Source organism: Streptomyces sp. NPDC012769 (genome assembly GCF_042901205.1).
Lineage (GTDB): Bacteria > Actinomycetota > Actinomycetes > Streptomycetales > Streptomycetaceae > Streptomyces.
This window is the reverse complement of the sequence record NZ_JBIBCP010000001.1, coordinates 1,164,392-1,186,276: the sequence shown is the minus strand read 5'-3', so window position 1 is coordinate 1,186,276 and position 21,885 is coordinate 1,164,392. Positions and strand designations below refer to the sequence as shown.

Genomic DNA, 21,885 nt, shown 5'->3' with positions numbered 1-21,885 from the left:
AGCGCCACCGTTCGTCCCGCCGAGGAGAGCCGATGACCCAGGACCCCGCGTCCGTACGCAGCGACACCCGCAGCGACGTACGGATCGACACCAGCAAGCCGCACCCCGCGCGGATGTACGACTGGTTCCTGGGCGGCAAGGACAACTACCCCGTGGACGAGGAGATGGCCCGCCAGCTCCTCACCGTCGACGCCCGGGGCCGGGACATGGCCCGCGTCAACCGGGCCTTCATGCACCGCGCCATCCGCTGGCTCAGCGCCAACGGCGTACGGCAGTACCTGGACGTCGGCACCGGCATCCCCACCGAGCCCAACCTGCACCAGATCGCGCAGGAGGCCGCGCCGGAGGCCCGGATCGTCTACTGCGACAACGACCCCATCGTGCTCGCGCACGCGGCCGCGCTGCTGCGCTCGACCCCGGAAGGGGCCACCGAGTACATCCAGGCGGACGCGCGCGAGCCCGAGGTCATCCTCGAAAGGGCCGGAAAGGTCCTTGATTTCGATCAGCCCATCGCACTGTCGATGCTCGCGCTGCTGCACTTCGTCGGCGACGAGGACGGTGCCTACGAGCTGGTCGCCAAGATCGTCGACAAGCTCGCCCCCGGCAGCTACCTCGTCCTCTCGCACGTCACCGGTGACTTCGACCCCGAAGGCGCCGCCAAGGCCTCCGCCATGTACAAGGCGCGCGGTCTGACCCTGCGGCCGCGCTCGCGCGACGAACTGGCCGCGTTCTTCGACGGCCTCGACCTGGTCGAGCCCGGCGTCTCCCTCACCGCCGAGTGGCACCCGGAGCTGGGCGAGCCCGTCCCGGTCCAGGGCGACGACCCGATTCCGGGCTGGGCCGCGGTCGGGCGCAAGCGCTGACCCCTCCCGTACGAACGAGGAGAGGCCCGCGGACGGATCCGCGGGCCTCTCCTCGTTCCCTCGTTACTCGGGCCTGACCAGCGTCACCAGGAAGCTCCGGGCCCGGCTCACGTTCCCCGCCGCGTCGACCGTCCGGTACTCCACGGTGTGCGTGCCGTAGTCGGGCGTCGCGTCTTCCCACGGGACCGCGCGACTCCGTCCCAGCTTGCCGTACACGAGGTCGTCGATCACCGTGCCGGAAGGCGAGAAGAGGAACGGAGCCGAGGCGTCCGTCGGCCAGCCGTAGTACGTGTACCAGCCGTCGCCGTCCACCCGGAACTGGCTCACCACCGCGCCCTCCCGGTCGTCCCGCGCGGTCAGCCGCATCGTGAACTCCCCGTCGTACACGTACTCCACCGGCTGTCCCGGCCGCCGCACCGTGCGCAGCGGAGTCGACAGCTCGTACGCGGCGGAGGCGGCGAGCGCGTCCACCGTCCACCTCAACTCCTCGCGTGTGCCGGGGATGTCGGCCGTGAGGGTGTGGGTGCCGGGGGAGAGCCGCAGCGACCTCAGGTCCAGATCACGGTCGTTGCCCGGGTTGGGCACCGACTCCCCGTCCAGCCGCCAGCGCACGGCCACCGTCCCGCGCACCGGGTGGGTGGTGTCCGCGTGGACCACCGAGCGGGCACCGACGGGAGAGGCCGTCGGGGTGTGACCGGTGAAGGCCGGCGCGATCTCCTCCTGCCGCGTGGTGAGCGCGGGGTTCACCGTCCAGCTCACCGTACGGGTGAGGGCCGCGGACGCCCGCACCGCCGGTTCCCGCACGAACGGCGTCGGGTCCGTGACCTTCGCCGTCAGCGTGTGCGTACGGCCCCGGGGCAGATCCAGGGCCCGCAGGTCGACCGTGCGCGTGCCCCGGGTGTCGAGGAGCCGTCCGTCGAGCCGCCATTCCACGGCGAGTTCACCGCCCACCGGGTGCAGCGTGTCCACCCACACCGAACGGTCGGCCGCCAGCGGCGCCGTGTTCGGTGTGTGCGCCTGGACCAGATCCACCTTGGCCGAGATCGCCCGCACCATGACCTCGCGCTCCACCTGGTCGAAGGCGTAGCCCAGGGTCTTCATGAGGGAGTGGCGGCTGGGCCGCCAGACGCCCGTCGTGCTGTACAGGCCGCCCTCGTGGCGGCCGATGACCCCGCCCGACTCGCTCTCCTCGCCGAGCCAGCGCCACCACTTGGCCCGCTGGTCCCGCATCTGCCGCTCCGTGAGCAGCGTGTGGTGGACGGAGGACGGCTCCCCGCCCGTGTACGCGCCGCCCGGCACCCCGCGCCCGTAGTAGTCGTACTCGTCCTGGAGCCCGCCGAGCGAATGCCCTATCTCGTGCGGGGTGATGAGCGCCGACAGCGCGTTGCCGCCGGAGGCCGTGGCGTAACTCCCGCCCGCGCCCCCGTAGGTCGTGCTGTTCGCGAGGGCCACGATCTGCCGGTTCGCGCGGCTGGTGCCGGGCACCAGGTCCGCGAAGGCGGCGGCCCTGTCGCTGTCGACGGTCAGCAGCCGCTGCACGCTGCCCGCGTCGCAGCCGCCCCAGAACCCCATGTGCAGCGCGGTGTCACGGGCCGGCGCGTCCAGACCCGGATCGCAGTCGACGCCCGAGTCCTGGGAGGGAATCTCCACCGCCCACACGTTGATGTACGAGCGGTACGAGGCGAACGGTTCGATGCTCCACAGCGTGCTCAGATGCCGTTCCACATGGGCGCGGAACTCCGGCATCTCCTCGGCCGTGTACCCGTCGCCCATGACCACCAGGTTGAACCGCCGGTCCGCGGGCCCCGTCGTCTGCACGGGCACGACGGTCGCCCCGCCCGTCTCGGCGGCGGCCGGACTGCCCGCGGCCGAGGACCCCGTGCTCACGAGTCCCGCGGCCAGCAGACAGCCCACGACGAGCCGGGCCACTCCTCGTCGAACACCCCTGCGTCGCTGTGAAGTCATGGGGCGCGAGCCTAGGCCGCGCTCCCCGCGTCGTAAAGATGTTCGTCAGCCGTCCATGTCAGCGACGCAGATAGGCCAGTCCGGCGTGCTCGGCCGTGTAGCCCTCGACGAGCCGGCGGGCCACCGCCACCGAGTCGACCAGCGGATGCAGCGCGAAGGCCTTCACCGCCGTCTCCCGCGATCCGCTCTCCGCCGCGGCGAGCGCCTCCCGCTCCACCGCCTTCACCGCCGTCACCAGACCGACCGCGTGATACGGCAGCGGCTCCACCGACACCGGATGGGCGCCGGCCGCGTCGACGAAGCACGGCACCTCGATCACCGCATCCGCGTCGAGCACCGAAAGGGTGTGGCGGTTGCGGACGTTGAGGATCAGCGTGGCCCGCTCGTTGCGCGCGATGGCCCGCATCAGCGCCAGCGCCACCTTCTCGTAACCGCCCGACTCCAGGTCCTCCTCGGCCCGTTCGCCGACACCGGCGGCCTCCCGGTTGTGCGCCATATAGGTCGCCTCGCGGTCGGCGAGCGTCCGGTGCCAGGCGGCCAGCGCGGACGTGCCGGGCCTGCCCGTCTCCTCGTAGAAGCCTGCCTGTTGGTCGAGCAGGAAGGCGCCCCGGGTCTTCTCCGCCTCCCGATAGGCCCGGACCGCCTCGCGGTTGAAGTAGTAGTAGTGCAGGTATTCGTTGGGGATCGCACCGAGGGCACGCAGCCAGTCCGTCCCGAAGAGCTTGCCCTCCTCGAAGGAGCCGAGCAGGGCGTCGTCCTCGAAGAGCCGCGGCAGTATGTCATGTCCGCCGACCCTGAGCCCCCGCAGCCAGCCCAGGTGGTTGAGGCCCACGTAGTCGATCCACGCCTCGTCCGGGCTCGCGCCGAGCACCCGCGCCACCCGGCGGCCGAGACCCACCGGCGAGTCGCAGATGCCGACCACCCGGTCGCCGAGGATCCGCGACATCGCCTCGGTGACCATGCCGGCCGGGTTGGTGAAGTTGATGACCCAGGATTCCGGGGCGAGTTCGGCGATCCGCCGGGCGATGTGCGTCACCACCGGCAGCGTCCGCAGCCCGTACGCGATACCGCCCGCGCCCACCGTCTCCTGCCCCAGCACGCCCTCGGCCAGCGCGATCCGCTCGTCGGCCGCCCGGCCGGCCAGACCGCCCACCCGGATGGCGGAGAAGACGAAGTCCGCACCGCGCAGCGCCTCGTCCAGATCCGTCGTCGCGCTCACCACCGGCGCGTCCGGCACCCCCGCGCCCTGCTCGGCGAGCACCCGGGCGATCGCCGACAGGCGCCCGGCGTCCAGGTCGTACAGGGTGACATGAGTGACCCGCCCCTCGGCGTGGTCGCCGAGGAGGGCGCCGTACACGAGCGGCACCCGGAATCCGCCGCCTCCGAGAATCGTCAGTTTCATGCTCGTACGCTACTCGGATGCACGTACTGAGCAGCAGGATCCTGCTCCGCCCGACCGACCCCGAACGCTCCCGCCGCTTCTACGGCGAGACCCTCGGCCTCGCCGTCTACCGAGAGTTCGGCACCGGCCCCGACCGCGGCACCGTCTACTTCCTCGGCGGCGGCTTCCTCGAACTGTCCGGGCGCGCCGCCGCCACGCCGCCCGAGCCCGGACTCCGGCTCTGGCTCCAGGTCGCCGACGTCCACGCGGCCCGCGAGGAGCTGCGCGGCACGGACGCCCGGGTGCTGCGCGAACCGGTCACCGAGCCGTGGGGCCTGATCGAGATGTGGCTCGCCGACCCCGACGGCGTACGGATCGCGGTCGTGGAGGTCCCGGAGGGCCACCCGCTGCGCTACCGCCCCTAGACGCGGCGAAATTCGATGGCCGTCGCCGAGCGAGCGGCCTACGGTGGCGATCATGCTGCCCTCGGTGGAGACGGACGAAGAGTGGGACGCGATCGTCCCCGACGAGACGGTGATGCGTCCCGGCGCGGAGGACCTCTGCGCGCGCCTCGGCTTCGCCGGCGCGCCGCTGACCCGCTTCCCCGACGGCTCGCAGCCGGTGTACGCGGTGGGCGACGGGCACGTGCTCAAGCTGTTCCCGGCGGCCGCCGCCCGCGACGGCGTCGCCGAGGGGCGGGTCCTCGCCCATGTCGGGGGGCGACTGCCGGTGCGGACCCCGGAGGTGCGCGCCGCCGGGGCGTACGAGAACGGCTGGCGGTACGTCCTGATGTCCCGGCTCCGCGGTGAGAACCTCGCCCAGGTGTGGCCCCGCGTCCCGCGCGACCACCGCGAGCGGATCGTCTCCGAGATCGGCGAAACCCTGGCCGTTCTGCACGCCCTGGACCCCGGGCCGCTCGGCGACGTCCTCGGCCCGGGGGACTGGGGAGCCTTCGTCGACCGGCAGCGGGCCGGCGCCGTGGCCCGGCAGCGTCGGCACGGACTGCCGCCCGGCTGGCTGGAGCAGATCCCGGACTTCCTCGCCTCGGTCGCCCTGCCGCGCACCCCGCCGCCCTGCCTGCTGCACACCGAGGTCATGCAGCAGCACTTCCTCGTCGACCCCGACGGCTGGCGGCTGACCGGCTTCTTCGACTTCGAACCCGCCATGATCGGCGACGCCGCCTACGACTTCGTGGGCGTCGGCCTGTTCGTCACCCGCGGCGACCCGGCCCTGCTGGCCCGCCTGACGCGGGCGTACGGCCGCACGGTCGAGCCGTCCACCGCGCTCGCGTACACCCTGCTCCACGTCTACAGCAACCTCCCCTGGTACCTCCGCGAGCTGGGCGTGACGGAGGAGGGGAGCCTGAGCGCGCTCGCGGAGTCGTGGTTCGGGACGGGGTGACCGCGGGGGCCCGCCCCCCGACCCACCCCCCCGTGACCGACCAAGATCGTTTGTGGGAAGAATGTCCGCATGGCGACAACCAACATGCCGAAGACGGCAGTGCTCGAGGACGCCCCGGCGATCAGCCACACGCTGGCCCGGGCCTTCGACGACGACCCGATGATGCGCTGGTTCTTCCCCGAGGAGACCTCGCGCGAAGCGACCCTCGGCCGCTACTTCTCCACGCTCTTCACCCGCCAGTACCTCCACAACGGCGTGTGCGAGCGCACCGACGCCGCCGCGGCCTTCTGGGTGCCGGCCGACGCGCAGGAGAAGGCCGTTCCCGACGCGGACACCATCCAGGAGCTCATCGGCATCCTCGGTGACCGCGCCGGCCTGTTCAAGGAGGCCGTCGAGACGGCCGCGGCGCACACCCCGCAGGAACCGCACTGGTCCCTGGCCCTGATCGGAGCCGACCCGGTCGCCCAGGGCACGGGACAGGGCGCCGCCCTGCTGCGCTCGGGCCTGGCGAAGGCCGACGCGGCCGGTCAGGCCACCTACCTGGAATCCTCCAAGGCCGCCAACCTCCCCGTCTACGAGCACTTCGGCTTCACCGTGCGCGAGGAGTTCGAGCTGCCGGGCGGCGGCCCGGTGCTGTGGGGGATGTGGCGCGACCCCCGCTGACGCGGAACCTCGGCGGGGCGGGCGGCCGGCGGCACGCGACAATGGGGCCATGTCCCGACGCAAGGCCCGCCCCGCCCGTTCCGCCCGCCCCGCCGTACCCGCGACCGCTCCCGCGACCGCGGTGACCGCCGACGCGCCCTGCCCCTGCGGGCTCGCCGCCACGTACGGCACATGCTGCGGACGTTTCCACACGGGGCCCGCCACCGCGCCCACCGCCGAGCTGCTCATGCGCTCGCGCTACAGCGCCTTCGTCGTCCGCGACGAGGCCTATCTGCTGCGCACCTGGGCGCCCCGGACGCGGCCCGGCGAGGTCGACTTCGATCCCGGGATGCGGTGGGCCGGCCTGGAGATCGAGGAGACCGGCGACGGCACCGCCTTCCACCAGCACGGCACCGTGACCTTCCGGGCCCGCTTCACCCACGGCGGGGTGCCCGGAGAGCTGCACGAGCGGAGCCGGTTCGCGCGGCACGAGGGGGCGTGGGTGTACGTGGACGGGGAGTTCCTGGACTGACGTGAGGAGCGCCGCCCCTCACCGCGCCCCCGCGCCGCCCCTCACCGCGCCCCCGCGCCCACCCTCACCGCGCCCCCGCGCCCACCCTCTCCCGGCCCCCCTGCGGCAGCCCCTGCGCCAGGTCCTCCGAGATCAGCTTCTTCGCGATCGCGTCCGTCGCGGCCCGCAGTTCCGGGCCGCTCGGGCGGCCGCTCTCGCGCTCGACGCGGTCGCTGAGCCAGTCGCCCCAGGCCCGGGTGATGACGTCCGCCTCCCGCTTCCCGGCGGGGGTGTGCGACAGCAGGTTGCCGTCCCGGGTGAGGAAGCCCTCGTCGACCATCCGGTCGAAGACCGGCAGCAGCACCTCGGGCGGGACCCGGCGGCCCGCCGCGATCAGGCCGAGGCTGGCGTGGCCCACGAGGCGGGTGAAGAGCTCCACCTGCATGACCGCCCAGGCGCCGGCCGGGTCGAGCCGGGTGTCGGACGCGCTGACGATCCGTCGGGCCGTGTCGACATCGGTCCTGCGGATGATCCGGCCGACCGCGAGTTCGAGCAGCTTGGCCGAGTCGCCGCTGGACGTGGGGGAGGCGAATCCCTCGCCCATGTCGGGCGCGGACGCGCGGACGGTGTCGCGGAGCTCCACCTGCTTGAGGAAGAGGGCCACGACCAGGCCGACGGCCGCGACCGGCACGGTCCAGAGGAAGACGGTGTGCAGCGTGTCGGCGTACGCGTCCACGATCGGCGCCGCCACCTGCTGGGGCAGTCCGTGCACGCCGGACGGGCTCTGCGCGGCCGCGGCGACGGCTCCCGGATCCAGACCGAGGGGCGCGGCGGCCGCCGAGGCCCCGGCGACGCCCTCCGTCAGGTTGGGCTTGAGGGAGTTGGCGTAGATGGTGCCGAAGACGGCGGTGCCGAAGGCGCTGCCGAGGGTACGGAAGAAGGTCACGCCCGAGGTGGCGGTGCCCAGGTCCGCGTAGTCGACGGTGTTCTGGACGGCGATGGTGAGGACCTGCATGCACAGGCCGATGCCGACGCCGAGCACGAACATGTACAGCGACTCCGGCCAGGTGCCGGTCTCCGGCCCCATCAGGGACAGCAGATAGAGCCCGACGCCCATCACCAGGCAGCCGGCGATGGGGAAGATCCGGTACCGGCCCGTCTTGCTGACGACGTTGCCGCTGAAGACGGAGGCGATGAGGAGGCCGACGACCATGGGGAGGGTGCGGATGCCGGAGGTCGTCGCCGAGTCCCCGTCGACGTACTGCAGATAGGTCGGCAGGAAGGTCATCGCGCCGAGCATCGCGAAGCCGACGACGAAGCTCAGCACCGAGCAGACGGTGAAGACCGGGTTGCGGAACAGCCGCATGGGCAGCATGGGTTCGGCCGCGCGGGTCTCCACCCAGCAGAAGAGCGCCAGGGCGAGGAGGCCGCCGGCGAAGAGCCCGATGATGACCGCGGAGCCCCAGGCGTACTCGTTGCCGCCCCAGCTCGTCGCCAGGATCAGGGCGCTGGAGCCGACGGCGACGAGCGCGATGCCCGCGTAGTCGATGACCGGCCGGCTCGCGGAGCGGACGGAGGGAATGGAACGGGCGGCGGCGATGACGACCAGGATCGCGATGGGCACGTTCACGTAGAACGCCCACCGCCAGCTCAGGTGGTCGGTGAACAGACCGCCGAGCAGCGGCCCGATGACGGTCGAGACACCGAACACCGCCCCGATCGCGCCTTGGTACTTGCCGCGTTCGCGCAGCGGGATCACATCGGCGATCAGCGCCATCGAGGTGACCATGAGCCCGCCGGCCCCGATGCCCTGCAGGCCGCGCCAGACGATGAGCAACGTCATGTTGGTGGCGAGACCGCACAGGAACGAGCCGGTGATGAAGACGACCGCCGAGATCTGGAAGATCACCTTGCGGCCGAACAGATCGCCGAACTTGCCGACGAGGACGGTCGCCACCGTCTCGGCGAGCAGATACGAGGTGACCACCCAGGACATGTGGGCGGCGCCGCCGAGGTCCGAGACGATCGTCGGCAGCGCGGTGCCCACGATCGTCTGGTCGAGCGCGGCCAGCAGCACACCGAGCATGATCGTGCCGAAGACGATGTTGCGACGGCGGCTGTCGAGCACCGGGGGCTCGGCGGCGGGGGGCGCGGGCGCTGCTTCGCTGGTGGTGGTCACGCTGGCAGCCTCACACCGGTGGCGGTGTCCCGCATGCGGAGGACGTCCGAATCGGTGCGGGGCCGGGCCCGCGCCCCGAACGGCCGAACACCGCGGCGAGCCGTGGCCTCGGGCCCGGGCAGAATCCCAGGCAGAGGGAGCCGGGGTCAGAAGCCCGGGCGCACCGGCAGCTTCGGGTGGTGCTTGGCGAGGATCTTGTTGGCCCGGGCGAGCGCGGCGAGGGCGTGCTCGCGGTCGGCCCGGTCCTCCGCGCACAGCGGCCCGCGGAAGCGGTACACCTCGCGCGCCGCGCAGTCGGCGTCGACCTCGGCCTGGAGCACGTGCAGCGGCAGGCAGGAGCCGATGAGCGCGGCGACACGGTCGGGGATCGGCACGGGGACGAGGGGCGAGGGCGAGGCGATCACGATCGGTCCTTGTGGGTCTGTCGGGCGGTGAGAGTGGTTTCTCTCCTCCATGCGTATCCATACGTACCGGATGGCGGTGGCGGTTCGACGACGGCTCCGTCACCGCCGGGCAACAGCCGCGCGCGGCCTTCGGCGAGGCGTACGGACCGGAGCGGGAGGGCGCCGGGCGTTCCCGCAGGTGCGGCGTGGTGCGCGTGTCCGATCGCTCGTCAGTTCCCCGAACGCCACGCCGAGAAAGGTGGACTGCCGCGCAAACCCGATGTGGGGCATCTCACGTCGGCGCCGGCCCGGAACGATCTCCGTCACGACCGTACGGCCCGGGCGGAGCTACGAGAGGATCTCGCCGAGGTCGTACGAGACCGGCTCCTCCAGCTGCGCGTAGCCGCAGGAGTCCGGCGTGCGGTCCGGGCGCCAGCGCTTGAACTGGGCCGTGTGCCGGAAGCGGTCACCCTCCATGTGGTCGTAAGCCACCTCGCAGACCCGCTCGGGCCGCAGCGCCACCCACGAGAGGTCCTTCTTGCCCGACCAGCGGCTCGGCGCGCCCGGGAGGCGGGAGGACTCGTGCGCCGACTCCTCCGCCCAGGCCGCCCACGGGTGGCCGTCCGGGGGGTCCATGCGCAGGGGCTCCAGCTCCTCGACCAGTTCGGCACGCCGCCGGGCGGTGAAGGCGGCGCACACGCCGACGTGCTGGAGGGCGCCCCGGTCGTCGTACAGGCCGAGCAGCAGCGAGCCGACCACCGGCCCGCTCTTGTGGAAGCGGTATCCGGCCACGACCACGTCGGCCGTGCGCTCGTGCTTGATCTTGTACATGAGCCGGGCGTCCGGCCGGTAGGGCAGGTCGAGCGGCTTGGCGATCACGCCGTCGAGGCCGGCGCCCTCGTACTGCTCGAACCAGTGCGCGGCGAGCGCCGCGTCGGTGGTGGCCGGGGCGAGGTGGACCGGGGGCTCGACCCCGCTGAGCGCGGTCTCCAGGACGGATCGCCGCTCGGCGAGCGGGGTGTCGAGGAAGGACTCGTCCCCGAGGGCGAGCAGATCGAAGGCGATGAACCGGGCCGGAGTCGTCTCGGCCAGCATCCGGACCCGTGAGGCGGCCGGGTGGATCCGTTCGGTGAGCCGGTCGAAGTCCAGCCGGCCGCCGTGCGCGATGACGATCTCCCCGTCGACCACACAGCGCTCGGGCAGCCGGTCGGGGAACGCCTCGGCGAGCTCGGGGAAGTAGCGGCTCAGCGGTTTGCCCGTGCGGCTGCCGATGAAGAGCTCCGGGCCGTCCCGGTGGACGAGGGCGCGGAAGCCGTCCCACTTCGCCTCGTACTGCATCCCCGGCGGGATCGTCTTGACGGTCTTCGCCAGCATCGGTTTCACGGGTGGCATCACCGGCAGGTCCATGGGGAGATTGTCCGGTATGCGGGAGTTGTCGGCGAGCTCTAGGCTGACCCGCATGGCAGGCAAGGCGGCAGCGGTGGAGCTCGAGGTCGGCGACCGGACCGTACGGGTGTCGAACCCGGAGAAGGTGTACTTCCCGGAGACGGGCTACACCAAGCTGGACATGGTGAGCTACTACCTGGCCGTCGGTGAGGGCGTCACCCGCGCCCTGCGGAACCGGCCGACCACCCTGGAGCGCTATCCCGACGGCGTCACGGGCGAGTCCTTCTTCCAGAAGCGGGCGCCCAAGTACCTGCCCGACTGGATCCCGACGGCCCACATCACCTTCCCCAGCGGCCGGTCGGCCGACGAGATGTGCCCCACCGAGCCGGCCGCCGTGCTGTGGGCCGCCAACCTGGGCGCCGTCACCTTCCATCCCTGGCCGGTACGCCGGGAGGACACCGACCATCCCGACGAGCTGCGCCTCGACCTCGACCCGCAGCCCGGCACCGACTACGCCGACGCCGTCCGCGCCGCCCACGAACTGCGCGCCGTCCTGGACGAGCACGGGCTGCGCGGCTGGCCCAAGACCTCGGGCGGTCGTGGACTGCACGTTTTCGTCCCGATCCTGCCCAACTGGACGTTCACCCAGGTCAGACGTGCCGCCATCGCCTGCGGCCGGGAGCTGGAGCGCCGGATGCCGGAGCGCGTCACCATCAAGTGGTGGAAGGAGGAGCGCGGGGAGCGGATCTTCCTGGACTACAACCAGACCGCCCGCGACCGCACCATCGCCTCCGCCTACTCCGTGCGCCCGCGCCCGCACGCCCCCGTCTCCGCGCCGCTGCGCTGGGAGGAGATCGACGACGCCGTGCCGCGGGACTTCGACATCCGCACCATGCCGGCGCGGTACGCGGAACTCGGCGACGTGCACGCGGACATGGACGACGAGCGGTTCAGTCTGGAGTCGCTCCTCGAACTTGCCCGCCGGGACGAGGCGGAGCACGGTCTCGGCGATCTGCCCTACCCGCCGGAGTACCCGAAGATGCCGGGGGAGCCGAAACGGGTCCAGCCGAGCCGGGCGAAGAAGAAGACGGAGAGGGAGGCGGGGAAGGGGGAGGCGGAGGAGTAGGGCCCCGGGCCACGTCGAGCGCTCAGCCCGGCGTCTCAAAAACAACACGAACGGTCGTGCTAGCATTTTCTCGTATCGAGGACGATCGAGGAGATCCGGCATGTTTCCGAAGGCTCTGCTGGTCCGCACCGCGCTCAACGCCGCCGCCCGCGTCGCTCCCGCCCCCGCCGGGCGCGCCGTCTTCCACCTCTTCGTCCGCCCCGCCGGACGGGCCCGGGTGAAGCCGGCGGAGGAACGTCTGATGGCCGCCGCCCGGGTCGACCGGATCCGGGTGCGCGGCAAGGAGGCCGTCGTCTACGCCTGGGGCGACGGAAGGCGGCCGGTCCTGCTCGTCCACGGCTGGTCCTCGCGGGCCTCCCACCTCGCCGCCTTCGTCGAGGCGCTGCTCGGCCGTGGCTACAGTCCGGTCGCCTTCGACGCGCCGGGCCACGGCGACGCGCCCGGCCGCGCCACCAACATCATCGAATACCGCGCGATCATCCGGGAGTTGCACGCCCGGCACGGTGACTTCGACGCTGTCCTGGCGCACTCGTTCGGGGTCCTCGCCGCCCTCTTCGCGCTGCGCGACGGGGTCCGCGCCGGCCGCTTCGTCGGAATCTCCGGCGTCGGCTCCTTCACCCTGCTCACCGACTGGTTCCAGGGGGCCTTCGGCCTCACCGGGCACGCCATGCGCGCGATGCGCCGCCACGTCGAGCGCCGGCTCGTCCCGGACGAACCGGAGATCTGGCGCCGGCTGGACGCGGACTGGCGCCCCGGCGACCTCGGCGCGCCCGTTCTGCTGATCCATGACGAGGCGGACGAGATGGTGCCCCTCGCCCACGCCCACTTCCTCGCCCGTGCGCACGGCGAGCGTGCCCGGCTGGTCGTCACCCGGGGGCTCGGCCACCGGCGGATCCTGAAGGACCCTCAGGTCGTCGCGCGGGCGGTGGAGTTCATGACCACGGAGCGCGCCGTGGGCGCCGGGGACACCGTGAGTGCGGAGCCCGGCGAGCGGGCCGAGGCGACGGGCGCCGCCCGCTGATCCACCTCGCTGACCCAGGTCACGGGCGCGCGTCGATCTCGTCGCGCGCCCGGTCGGTCGCCTCCGCCCGCAGCAGTCGGGCGATGCCCCGCTCCGCCCGCGCGTAGGCGGAGGCCTCGCCGAGCAGGACCGACTGGGCGTTGGCCGACTCCATCAGCGCGATGATCTCGAAGGCGAGCTGCGGGACGTCGACGTCCTCGACGAAGCCACCGGCCAGCCGCCCCTCCTCGATCGTCCGCTCCACATAGGCGACCCAGTCGCGACGGGCCCGCGCGACGGCGTCGTGGACGGGGCCCGTGCGGGCGTCGAACTCCGCCGACACCGCGTAGAAGAAGCAGCCGCCCTCGAAGATCCGTTCCGAGGAGTACGCGAGCCAGTTCCGGCACAGCGCCCACACCCGGCCAGGGCCGGGCGGCAGGTCGGCCAGCGGGGTGACGACCCGGCCGACGAAGACCGCGGTGGCCGCCCGTACGGTGGCGAGCTGGAGCTCCTCCTTGGAGCCGAACAGGGCGAAGACCCCGCTCTTGCTCAGCTTGAGCTCGGTGGCGATCCGCCCCAGGGACAGCCCTTCGAGGCCCTCCACGGAGGCGATGTGCATCGTGCGCCCCAGGACGAGTCGCCGGGTCTGGTTGCCGCGCTCGACGCGCCCGTCCGTTCTGGTCCTGCCGCTCATGCCGCCATCGTACTGTCCGCACGATCGTGCGGACAGTCGTCGTGGGGGCGTGCCGCGCCGCGCGGTGGCGCGCTCGCGGCCCACCGCAGCCGACCGCAGCCACCCGCCTCGGCTCGCTTCCGCTCGCGTCTCACGCGGCCGAAACAGATCCGCCGGTGCCCGGCGCGCCGCGTTGAGCAGACGTTGATGGCGCGTTTAGGCCACTCGGACAGCCTGGTTCCATGCAGACCGACACGATGTCCTCCGCCCCGCAGACCCTCATGGCCCCCGACCTCTCCTGGCAGCAGGACGCGCTGTGCGCCCAGGCGGGACCCGAGTTCTTCTTCCCGGCGCCCGGCTCCTCGACCCGCGAGGCCAAGCAGCTGTGCGGGGCCTGTGAGGGGCGCGTCGCGTGCCTGGAGTACGCGCTGCGGCACGACGAGCGGTTCGGTGTGTGGGGCGGCCTGTCGGAGAAGGAGCGGATCAAGCTCAAGCGGCGCCAGGGCTGAGCGCGCACGGGCCTTCCGAGGCCCGCCGCCCGGCTCGAAGCCCTCCCGGCCCCACCAGCCGGTCGCCCGGCCCGTCAGCCGGACCCTCCCGCCCGTCGACCGGCCTCAACCGGCCTCGACCGGCCTCAACCGGCCTCAACCGGCCTCAGCCGGCCGCCCGGGCCGCCATCCGTGCCTTGCGCGCGGCGAGCCGCTCGTCGAACTTGAGGGCCTCGCTGTCCAGCCCGTCCAGGTAGAGCCCCAGCTCCTCCTGGGCCTTCAGGCCCTCCGGGCCGAGACCCTCGATCTGCAGGACCTTGAGGAAGCGCAGCACCGGCTGGATCACGTCGTCGTGGTGGATGCGCAGGTTGTAGATCTCGCCGATCGCCATCTGGGCCGCCGCGCGCTCGAAGCCGGGCATGCCGTGGCCGGGCATGCGGAAGTTCACGACGACGTCCCGCACGGCCTGCATCGTGAGGTCGGGGGCGAGCTCGAAGGCCGCGCCCAGCAGGTTGCGGTAGAAGATCATGTGCAGGTTCTCGTCGAGCGCGATGCGGGCGAGCATGCGGTCGCAGACGGGGTCGCCGGACTGGTGGCCGGTGTTGCGGTGCGAGATGCGGGTGGCGAGCTCCTGGAAGGCCACGTACGCGACCGAGTGCAGCATCGAGTGCCGGTTGTCGGACTCGAAGCCCTCGCTCATGTGGGCCATGCGGAAGCGCTCGAGCTCGTCCGGGTCGACCGCCCGCGACGCCAGCAGGTAGTCGCGCATCACGATGCCGTGCCGGCCCTCCTCCGCCGTCCAGCGGTGCACCCAGGTGCCCCAGGCGCCGTCGCGGCCGAAGAGCGTGGCGATCTCGTGGTGGTAGCTCGGCAGGTTGTCCTCGGTGAGCAGGTTCACGACGAGCGCGATCCGGCCGACGTCGGTGACCTTGGACTGCGAGCGGTCCCAGGCCTCGCCGTCCTCGAAGAAGCCGGGGAAGTTCCGGCCGTCCGACCACGGCACGTACTCGTGCGGCATCCAGTCCTTGGTGACCTTCAGGTGCCGGTTGAGCTCCTTCTCGACGACCTCCTCCAGCGCGTACAGGAGGCGTGCGTCGGTCCATCCTGTCGGGCTGCCGAGGTGGGGAGAAGCAAGCGTCACGGGAACTCCTGGGGGACGGAGAAGGGCATACGGGAATACCTACGGATTCGTAGGTTACGAGACCGTAGGTTAAAGGGCCCGTAAGGGGGTCGCCAAGCCCGTCTCGGCGATGTCCGGTTACGTTCGGTTATGTGCGCAGCTCCCGTGCTGTGGGGGAGACCCAGGTCACGCGGGTCCCGGCGCCCGTCCGCCCCTCCTCCGGGCCATGTTCGGCTACTCAGAGCAGATGGTCGGCCGCGCCCGCCTTCACGGCGGAGATCAGCGCCCGCAGCGCCTCGACGGAGTCGCTGACGTACGCGTCGGGGGACAGTGTCGAGCCGATGTAGGCGCGGCCGGTGTCGTCGAGGCCGAAGCGGAAGCAGTTGGCCCCCTCGCTGCAGAAGGCCTCGTTCCAGCTGATCCGCGGGGGCGTGAGGGAGTCGGCGGGGGCGGCGGAGGTGTCGGCGGCGGAGGTCTCGGCGGCAGGGGTGTCGGCGGTGCGGTTCATGGCAGGCGGTCCTTCACAGATCCTGGGCGATGGTGCGGATGAAGTCGCGGGAGGCGGTCCGGGGCAGCGCGAGTCCACGCAGCCGCGCCAACAGACCACGGTAGCGCCGCAGTTGCATGTCGGTGTCCAGGAGGAGCGAGCCGTGGGAGGAGTCGAGCTGCACGGTGTCGAGCTGCGGCACGGACGCGGACGCGTAGGTGAACGACTGTCCGGCTCCCGGGAAACCCCCCGCCGTGAACGGGATGACCCGCACGGTGATCGTCTCGCGCTCCGAGCGCTCCAGGATGTACTCGAGCTGGGCCCGCGCCACCTTCGGGCCGCCGAACTGCATGCGGAGCGCGGCCTCGTGGATCACCGCCTCGTACGGCGTGGGGCGGTCCCGGTCGAGCACCTCCTGCCGGCGCAGCCGAAGCGCCACCCGGGCCGCCAGGTCCGGGCCGGGCAGCGGTGGGTCGGCGGTGTCGAAGACGGCCCGGGCGTGCTCCTCGGTCTGGAGCAGGCCGGGGATGTGGGTGGTCACCGCCGTGTGCAACTCGACGGCGTGAAACTCGAGTTCGGCGATATCGAGGAGGGCCGGCGGGAGCAGCCCGCGGTGCTGTTCCCACCAGCCGCGGTCGCGCTCCTGCGCCATGGCCGCGAGCAGCTCGACCAGTCCGGCGTCCGGGCAGCCGTAGTTGAAGGCGAGGGTGCGGACCCGTTCGGCGCTGATGCCGAAGCGGCCCGACTCGATGTTGGGGATACGGGTGCGGTCGACGCCCAGGAGGGCGGCGGCCTGTTGCGTCGACATGCCGGACTGCTCGCGCAGCTTGCGCAATTCGTGTCCGAGTCGCTGCTGGCGCGCGGTCGGGCTGCTCCTGGGCGGCACGCTCGTTCTCCCCCTTCGGCTCCGGGCGGCTGTGGTGTCCGGAGAAATGGCCGGTATGACACAAGTGCACCGAGTACTGGCAAGTAGTAGCACTGTGCTCCGGTCGTACGCTACGGTCGGTAGCGCAAGTCTCACACGGGGCTATCGCGTTCGGCGTGTGAGCACCCCCACACCACAGGAAATGTGAGCAAAACCGATGAAGGGCGCACTGCGTTGCCTCCCGGCCGCCGCCACCACGGCCGGGCCCATACCCCCCGCGACCGAGAACCTCAGCTACTCGATGCTTCTGCCCGGGGGCGCCTACTGTGCCGGACTCGCCCGCCAGGCCGTCCGCACCCTGCTGACCCGCCACGGCCTCGCCGAGCTCTGCGAGACCGCCGCCCTCGCCGCCTCCGAACTCGTCGCCGGCGCCTACCGCTTCACTCCGGACCGCGAGATGGTCCTGCGCGTGCGCTGGCAGTACGACGCCCTGCGGATCGTGCTCTACGACCAGCACCCGGCCCACGCCGCGCCCACCGCCGCCGAGGAATGCCGCGACCGCCGCGCCCGCAGCATGTGGCTGCTGGCCGCGGCGGTCGAGGCGCACGGCGGGGACTGGGGCCTCGCCCCCGTCCTCACTCCCGGCGGAGGCACCAAGTCCTGGGCGTTACTCCACCGCTAGGCCGTAGGTCGTGTCAGCGCACCTCCTCCGGGGACGGCGCCGGGCGTCCCTCCCGCACGGCCTCGGCCGTCGTCGGCCGCAGCTCACCGTCGAGCAGCAGCCAGCGGGTGATCCCCAACGACTCCAGGAACGGGACGTCGTGGCTCGCCACGACGAGCGAGCCCTCGTACGCCGCGAGCGCGGCCGTCAGGCTCCGTACCGACGCCGCGTCCAGGTTGTTGGTCGGCTCGTCGAGCATCAGCAACCGCGGCGCCGGCTCGGCGAGGAGGAGCGCCGCCAGCGTCGCGCGGAACCGCTCGCCGCCCGACAGCGTCCCCGCCGGACGGTCCGCCCGGGCTCCCCGGAACAGGAACCGGGCGAGCCGCGCCCGGATCTCGTTGGGCGTCGCCGCCGGAGCGAACCGGGCCACGTTCTGCACCACGGTCAGACCGTCGTCCAGGACGTCGAGCCGCTGCGGCAGGAAACGCAGCGGGACCCGCACCGCGACCTCGCCCGCCACCGGGGCGAGCTCACCCGCGATCGTCCGCAGCAAGGTCGTCTTGCCCGCGCCGTTCCGGCCGAGCAGCGCGACCCGCTCCGGCCCCCGCAGCTCGAACTCCCCGGCGACCCGGGCCCCGTACGGCAGCTCCAGATCACGCAGCAGCAGCACGCCCCGGCCCGGGTGGACGATGGTGCGCGGCAGCTCGACGCGGATCCCGTCGTCGTCCCGCACCGCCTCCACCGCCGCGTCCAGGCGCGAACGCGCCTCCGCGAGCCGCTCGGTGTGCAGCGCGCGGTGCTTGGCCGAGGACACCTGGGCGGCGGCCTTGCGGTTGTTGGCGACGATCTTCGGCACGACCTTGTTCTCGTAGCTCTTCTGCCCGTAGCGCTTGCGGCGGGCCAGCTTCGTCTCGGCGTCGGCCAGTTCGCGCCGCTGCCGCTGGACGTCGGCCTCCGCGACCCGGACCATCCGCTCGGCCGCCTCCTGCTCGACCGCGAGCGCCTCCTGGTAGTCCGACCAGTTGCCGCCGTACCAGGCGACCTCGCCGTCCCGCAGATCGGCGATCTGGTCGACCCGTTCCAGGAGTTCGCGGTCGTGACTGACCACGACCAGCACCCCGGACCAGGCGTCCACCGCCTCGTACAGCCGGCGCCGTGCGTACAGGTCGAGATTGTTCGTCGGCTCGTCGAGCAGCAGCACGTCCGGCCGGGCCAGCAGCAGCGCCGCGAGCCGCAGCAGCACGGACTCGCCGCCCGAGACCTCGCCGATCGTGCGGTCGAGGCCGATGTGCCCGAGTCCGAGCTGGTCGAGCACGGCCCGGGCCCGCTCCTCCACGTCCCAGTCGTCACCGACGGCCGTGAAGTGTTCCTCCGCCGTGTCGCCCGCCTCGATGGCGTGCAGCGCGGCCCGGGTCCGGTCGACGCCGAGCACCTGGTCGACGCGCAGATCGGTGCGCAGCACCAGGTTCTGCGGCAGGTAGCCGACCTCGCCGGCGACCCGGACCGTGCCGTCCGTCGGGGTCAGCTCGCCGGCGATCAGCTTGAGCAGGGTGGACTTCCCCGCTCCGTTGAGACCGACGAGACCGGTCCTGCCGGGGCCGACGGCCAGCCGGAAGTCGTCGAGGACTCCGGTCCCGTCGGGCCAGGCGAAGGAGAGGGACGTGCAGGTGATGAAGGTGGGGCGCGTAGACATGAGGGCCTCCCGGTTGCGCGACGTGAGCATGGGCATCGCGTGAGACACCGGGGCGCGGGCGGGAAACCTGCAACCGGAAGGGCCGGAACAAGGGCCGGAACGGAAAGCAGCGCTCGTACGCCGAGGGCGAGTACGGCACACGCGGCGGGGTGGCACGCGCGGCACGGTGTCTCGAACCTCAGACGAGCAACGGCCTTCTCCGATCGGGCGACAACAGGGCCAGGACAAACGCTACGGCCGGGAGGCGGACGGCCGCAAACGAATTGAACGAAGGAACGGTGCGACGGGTTAAGGGTGCTCCTCCAGGAGGTGCGCCAGATCCTGGTCCCAGTCCAGATACTGGTGCTCGCGCCCCCGCGGCACCAGGTGCTGCGAGCGCTCCAGGAACGTGCGCAGCTCCTCCGTGCGGACGTGCACCACGGCCACGCCCTCCGGCGCATGGAACTCCACCACCGTGCGGTCGTAGCCGTACGGGCGCAGTCGCACGTCCCCGACCCCCGCCGGACCGTCCACGCCCTCGACGAGCAGCTCGCGCGCGAACGCCCACGACACCTCGACGCCCTCCAGGGTGGCGGGCGGCGGGAAGGCCATGCTCACGGCGTACGGGTCCTCGCGGTCGTAGCGCAGCGTGGCGGCCACGGACTCCGCCCGTGGCGCGGACGCGACCAGACGGGCCTGCACGGCCTGCTCGATGACGGTGGACATGGGCCAGCCTCCTGTCGCGCGGCTTCGTTCTCCTGACATCCCCCTGACACCAGGAGAGACGAACGAAGGAGCCATGACGTGCACTGGAGGGTTACGTGAGCTGCGTCACCGCCCCTCCGGGCCGGTCGCCGCGCGGCCCCACCCGGCCGTACGCACTCTGGACGGGATCTTCGCGGTGGGCTAGCTTCCGGCGCCATGACGTCCATGGGGAAGACGAGACGAACGACGGTCGTGGCACTGGCGGCGGGACTGGCCGGGGCGGCGCTCGCCATGGCCCTGACGGCCCCGACCCCGGCCCTGGCGCGGACCGCGCCCGAGAAGGAGCCCGCCGGCATCGGCTGGCAGCTCACCCCGACCGGGACGGACGCCCGCTTCCGGGGCCTCGCCGCGGTGAGCCGGTCCGTCGCCTGGGCCGCCGGTTCCAAGGGGACGGTGCTGCTCACCACCGACGGCGGAGCCGCCTGGCGGAACGTCTCTCCGCCGGGGGCCGGGGAGCTGGAGTTCCGCGACGTGGAGGCCTTCGACGCCCGCCGGGCCGTGGTCCTCGCCATCGGTGAGGGCGAGGCATCGCGGGTCCTGCGCACCGAGGACGGCGGAGCGACCTGGACGGAGTCCTTCCGCAACACCGACCCGCGGGCCTTCTACGACTGCATGACCTTCTTCGACCACCGGCACGGGCTCGCGATGAGCGACCCGGTGGACGGCAGGTACCGCATCCTGTCCACCCGCGACGGCGGCCGCTCCTGGCAGGTCCTGCCCAGCGACGGCATGCCGGCCGCCCTGCCCGGCGAGGCCGGCTTCGCGGCGAGCGGGCAGTGCCTGGTGTCGTCCGGCCCGAAGGACGTGTGGCTCGCGACCGGGGGCGGGGCGACCGGCCGGGTGCTGCACTCCGGCGACCGGGGGCTGACCTGGCGCGCCACCGAGACCACGATCCCGGCGGGGGAGGGGGCCAAGGGCGTCTTCGGGCTGGCCTTCCGCGACCGTCGGCACGGCATCGCCGTCGGCGGCGACTACCGCAAGGACCAGCCCTCGCCGCGCGCCGCCGCCGTCACCGACGACGCAGGGCGCGGCTGGACCGCGTCCGCCACCCCGCCGCCCGCCTACCGCTCGGGCGTCGCCTGGCTGCCGCACTCCCGCTCCGCCGCCCTCGCCGTCGGCCCCACCGGCACGGACCTGACCACCGACGGCGGCCGCACCTGGCGCACCGTCGACCCCGGCTCGTACGACACGGTCGACTGCACCCGCGACGGCGCCTGCTGGGCCTCGGGCGAGAAGGGCCGCGTCGCGCGGGCGGAGATCGAGCGCTAGGCGGGCAACTCGTCCCGGAACGGTGCGAGTCCGTCCACCGACTTGGTGGCGTAGAACTCGACGATCCGGTACGCGCAGACCCCTTCGACGGTGAACGGGTCGGTCGCCACGATCTTCTCGATCTCCTCGCGACCGACCCCGCCCGCCAGGATCACCCCGCCGTCCCGCGGATTCTTCCGTCCGGACGCCAGGAACACCCCGGCGGCGTACTGCGCGTCGAGCCACTCGACGTGGGCGGGGATCAGCGCGTCGACGCGCTCGACGGGCGCGGTGTAGGTCAGCTCCAGTACGAACATGGCCGCCAGGCTACCCGGCGCCCTACCGGGCACCCCCTGCCCGGGTGCCGGAGCCCGACCGGCCGTCCTCCTCTAGCCTCCTCGCTGTGACCGAACCTTCCTTCCACCAGCGCGCGACGGCCGACGCCTACGACGCCGTCGCCGTCCTCTACTCCGAACTGCCCCGGCCCGACCTCGACTCCCTCGCCCTCGACCGCGCGGTGCTCGCCGCCTTCGCCGAGACCGTGCGGGCCGACGGCGGCGGGACCGTCGTCGAGGTCGGGTGCGGCCCGGGGCCGGTCACCGCGCGCCTGCGGGACCTGGGGCTCGACGTCTTGGGTGTCGACCTGTCGCCCGTGATGATCGACCTCGCCCGCGCGACCTACCCGGACCTGCGGTTCGAGGTCGGGTCCATGGACGCCCTGGACGTGGCCGACGGCGCGTTGGGAGGCGTGGTGGCGTGGTACTCGGTCATCCACGCCCCGCCGCGGGAGCTGGCGCCGTACTTCGCCGAGTTCCGTCGGGTCCTCGCGCCGGGCGGAACCCTGCTGCTCGCCTTCTTCGAGTCGGAGGGCGATCCGGTCACGGCGTTCGACCACAAGGTGGCGACCGCCTACCGGTGGCCGATCGACGACCTCGCGCGGCTGGCCGGCGACGCCGGTTTCACCGAAGTCGGCCGGATGCTGCGGGAGCCGACCGAGGGCGAACGGTTCCGCCGTGGGCACCTGCTGATGCGTGCGGGGCACTGACCTCGCCCCCCTCGCACCCCGCAC

23 protein-coding genes are annotated in these 21,885 nt (G+C 72.5%); 11 read left to right on the top strand and 12 right to left on the bottom strand.

Annotation, left to right across the window (positions count from 1 at the left end; genetic code table 11):
* Positions 1-32 precede the first annotated feature (32 nt).
* Positions 33-863, top strand: coding sequence for an SAM-dependent methyltransferase (locus ACFY7C_RS05310; RefSeq protein ID WP_389644008.1), 831 nt, complete (start codon positions 33-35; stop codon positions 861-863).
* A gap of 63 nt (positions 864-926) precedes the next feature.
* Here ACFY7C_RS05310 and ACFY7C_RS05305 read toward each other — a convergent pair whose 3' ends face one another.
* The gene (locus tag ACFY7C_RS05305; protein WP_389644005.1) at positions 927-2,828 is read right to left on the bottom strand and encodes a M64 family metallopeptidase; all 1,902 of its coding nucleotides are present in this window, start codon (positions 2,826-2,828) and stop codon (positions 927-929) included.
* 58 nt (positions 2,829-2,886) lie between these two features.
* Positions 2,887-4,230: a 6-phospho-beta-glucosidase gene (locus ACFY7C_RS05300; protein WP_389644003.1), complete on the bottom strand. Its 1,344-nt coding sequence runs from the start codon at positions 4,228-4,230 to the stop codon at positions 2,887-2,889.
* A 17-nt stretch (positions 4,231-4,247) separates the two neighbouring features.
* Between ACFY7C_RS05300 and ACFY7C_RS05295 the strand changes: the two genes are divergently transcribed.
* From ACFY7C_RS05295 to ACFY7C_RS05280, 4 genes are all read left to right on the top strand, one after another.
* The gene (locus ACFY7C_RS05295) at positions 4,248-4,634 is read left to right on the top strand and encodes a VOC family protein (protein WP_389644000.1); all 387 of its coding nucleotides are present in this window, start codon (positions 4,248-4,250) and stop codon (positions 4,632-4,634) included.
* A gap of 52 nt (positions 4,635-4,686) precedes the next feature.
* Positions 4,687-5,610 carry a phosphotransferase family protein gene (locus ACFY7C_RS05290; RefSeq protein WP_389643997.1) on the top strand — a complete coding sequence of 308 codons (924 nt, stop codon included), beginning with the start codon at positions 4,687-4,689 and terminating at the stop codon, positions 5,608-5,610.
* Between the two features lie 69 nt (positions 5,611-5,679).
* On the top strand, positions 5,680-6,273 hold the full coding sequence (locus ACFY7C_RS05285; protein WP_389643994.1) for a GNAT family N-acetyltransferase: 594 nt from the start codon (positions 5,680-5,682) through the stop codon (positions 6,271-6,273).
* A gap of 49 nt (positions 6,274-6,322) precedes the next feature.
* The gene (locus ACFY7C_RS05280; RefSeq protein WP_389643992.1) at positions 6,323-6,784 is read left to right on the top strand and encodes a YchJ family protein; all 462 of its coding nucleotides are present in this window, start codon (positions 6,323-6,325) and stop codon (positions 6,782-6,784) included.
* 64 nt (positions 6,785-6,848) lie between these two features.
* Here ACFY7C_RS05280 and ACFY7C_RS05275 read toward each other — a convergent pair whose 3' ends face one another.
* From ACFY7C_RS05275 to ACFY7C_RS05265, 3 genes are all read right to left on the bottom strand, one after another.
* Positions 6,849-8,942 carry an MDR family MFS transporter gene (locus ACFY7C_RS05275; RefSeq protein ID WP_389643989.1) on the bottom strand — a complete coding sequence of 698 codons (2,094 nt, stop codon included), beginning with the start codon at positions 8,940-8,942 and terminating at the stop codon, positions 6,849-6,851.
* Between the two features lie 146 nt (positions 8,943-9,088).
* On the bottom strand, positions 9,089-9,343 hold the full coding sequence (locus tag ACFY7C_RS05270) for a hypothetical protein (protein ID WP_356692712.1): 255 nt from the start codon (positions 9,341-9,343) through the stop codon (positions 9,089-9,091).
* A gap of 330 nt (positions 9,344-9,673) precedes the next feature.
* Positions 9,674-10,732, bottom strand: a complete 1,059-nt coding sequence (locus ACFY7C_RS05265; protein ID WP_389643986.1) for an ATP-dependent DNA ligase — start codon at positions 10,730-10,732, stop codon at positions 9,674-9,676.
* 52 nt (positions 10,733-10,784) lie between these two features.
* Between ACFY7C_RS05265 and ligD the strand changes: the two genes are divergently transcribed.
* Positions 10,785-11,837, top strand: coding sequence for a non-homologous end-joining DNA ligase (ligD, locus tag ACFY7C_RS05260; protein ID WP_389643984.1), 1,053 nt, complete (start codon positions 10,785-10,787; stop codon positions 11,835-11,837).
* A gap of 100 nt (positions 11,838-11,937) precedes the next feature.
* Positions 11,938-12,858 (top strand): alpha/beta fold hydrolase, encoded by a 921-nt coding sequence (locus ACFY7C_RS05255; RefSeq protein ID WP_389643981.1) that lies wholly within the window; start codon positions 11,938-11,940, stop codon positions 12,856-12,858.
* Positions 12,859-12,877: 19 nt separating this feature from the next.
* Here the strand turns inward: ACFY7C_RS05255 and ACFY7C_RS05250 are convergent, their stop codons facing one another.
* Positions 12,878-13,531, bottom strand: coding sequence for a TetR/AcrR family transcriptional regulator (locus ACFY7C_RS05250; RefSeq protein ID WP_389643978.1), 654 nt, complete (start codon positions 13,529-13,531; stop codon positions 12,878-12,880).
* 221 nt (positions 13,532-13,752) lie between these two features.
* On the opposite strand from ACFY7C_RS05250, the gene ACFY7C_RS05245 reads away from it, so the two are divergent.
* On the top strand, positions 13,753-14,019 hold the full coding sequence (locus ACFY7C_RS05245) for a WhiB family transcriptional regulator (protein ID WP_389643976.1): 267 nt from the start codon (positions 13,753-13,755) through the stop codon (positions 14,017-14,019).
* A 145-nt stretch (positions 14,020-14,164) separates the two neighbouring features.
* On the opposite strand, the gene ACFY7C_RS05240 is transcribed toward ACFY7C_RS05245, so the two are convergent.
* From ACFY7C_RS05240 to ACFY7C_RS05230, 3 genes are all read right to left on the bottom strand, one after another.
* Positions 14,165-15,139 (bottom strand): acyl-ACP desaturase, encoded by a 975-nt coding sequence (locus tag ACFY7C_RS05240; protein ID WP_389643973.1) that lies wholly within the window; start codon positions 15,137-15,139, stop codon positions 14,165-14,167.
* Between the two features lie 217 nt (positions 15,140-15,356).
* Entirely contained in the window at positions 15,357-15,626 is a 270-nt protein-coding gene (locus ACFY7C_RS05235; RefSeq protein ID WP_389643970.1) for a hypothetical protein, read from the bottom strand.
* A gap of 13 nt (positions 15,627-15,639) precedes the next feature.
* Positions 15,640-16,491 (bottom strand): helix-turn-helix domain-containing protein, encoded by an 852-nt coding sequence (locus ACFY7C_RS05230; RefSeq protein WP_389643968.1) that lies wholly within the window; start codon positions 16,489-16,491, stop codon positions 15,640-15,642.
* Between the two features lie 196 nt (positions 16,492-16,687).
* On the opposite strand from ACFY7C_RS05230, the gene ACFY7C_RS05225 reads away from it, so the two are divergent.
* The gene (locus tag ACFY7C_RS05225) at positions 16,688-17,152 is read left to right on the top strand and encodes an ATP-binding protein (protein WP_389643965.1); all 465 of its coding nucleotides are present in this window, start codon (positions 16,688-16,690) and stop codon (positions 17,150-17,152) included.
* A gap of 13 nt (positions 17,153-17,165) precedes the next feature.
* Here the strand turns inward: ACFY7C_RS05225 and ACFY7C_RS05220 are convergent, their stop codons facing one another.
* Positions 17,166-18,824, bottom strand: coding sequence for an ABC-F family ATP-binding cassette domain-containing protein (locus ACFY7C_RS05220; protein ID WP_389643962.1), 1,659 nt, complete (start codon positions 18,822-18,824; stop codon positions 17,166-17,168).
* Between the two features lie 288 nt (positions 18,825-19,112).
* Complete coding sequence (locus ACFY7C_RS05215; protein WP_389643959.1) at positions 19,113-19,529, bottom strand: SsgA family sporulation/cell division regulator; 417 nt, start codon at positions 19,527-19,529, stop codon at positions 19,113-19,115.
* A gap of 195 nt (positions 19,530-19,724) precedes the next feature.
* Here ACFY7C_RS05215 and ACFY7C_RS05210 point away from each other — a divergent pair, with 195 nt between their 5' ends.
* The gene (locus ACFY7C_RS05210; protein WP_389643956.1) at positions 19,725-20,837 is read left to right on the top strand and encodes a WD40/YVTN/BNR-like repeat-containing protein; all 1,113 of its coding nucleotides are present in this window, start codon (positions 19,725-19,727) and stop codon (positions 20,835-20,837) included.
* Here the strand turns inward: ACFY7C_RS05210 and ACFY7C_RS05205 are convergent.
* Positions 20,834-21,133 (bottom strand): YciI family protein, encoded by a 300-nt coding sequence (locus tag ACFY7C_RS05205; RefSeq protein WP_345484439.1) that lies wholly within the window; start codon positions 21,131-21,133, stop codon positions 20,834-20,836. The genes ACFY7C_RS05210 and ACFY7C_RS05205 overlap by 4 nt on opposite strands.
* Positions 21,134-21,219: 86 nt before the next feature.
* Between ACFY7C_RS05205 and ACFY7C_RS05200 the strand changes: the two genes are divergently transcribed.
* Positions 21,220-21,861 carry a class I SAM-dependent DNA methyltransferase gene (locus tag ACFY7C_RS05200; protein ID WP_389643953.1) on the top strand — a complete coding sequence of 214 codons (642 nt, stop codon included), beginning with the start codon at positions 21,220-21,222 and terminating at the stop codon, positions 21,859-21,861.
* The last annotated feature ends 24 nt before the right edge of the window (positions 21,862-21,885 follow it).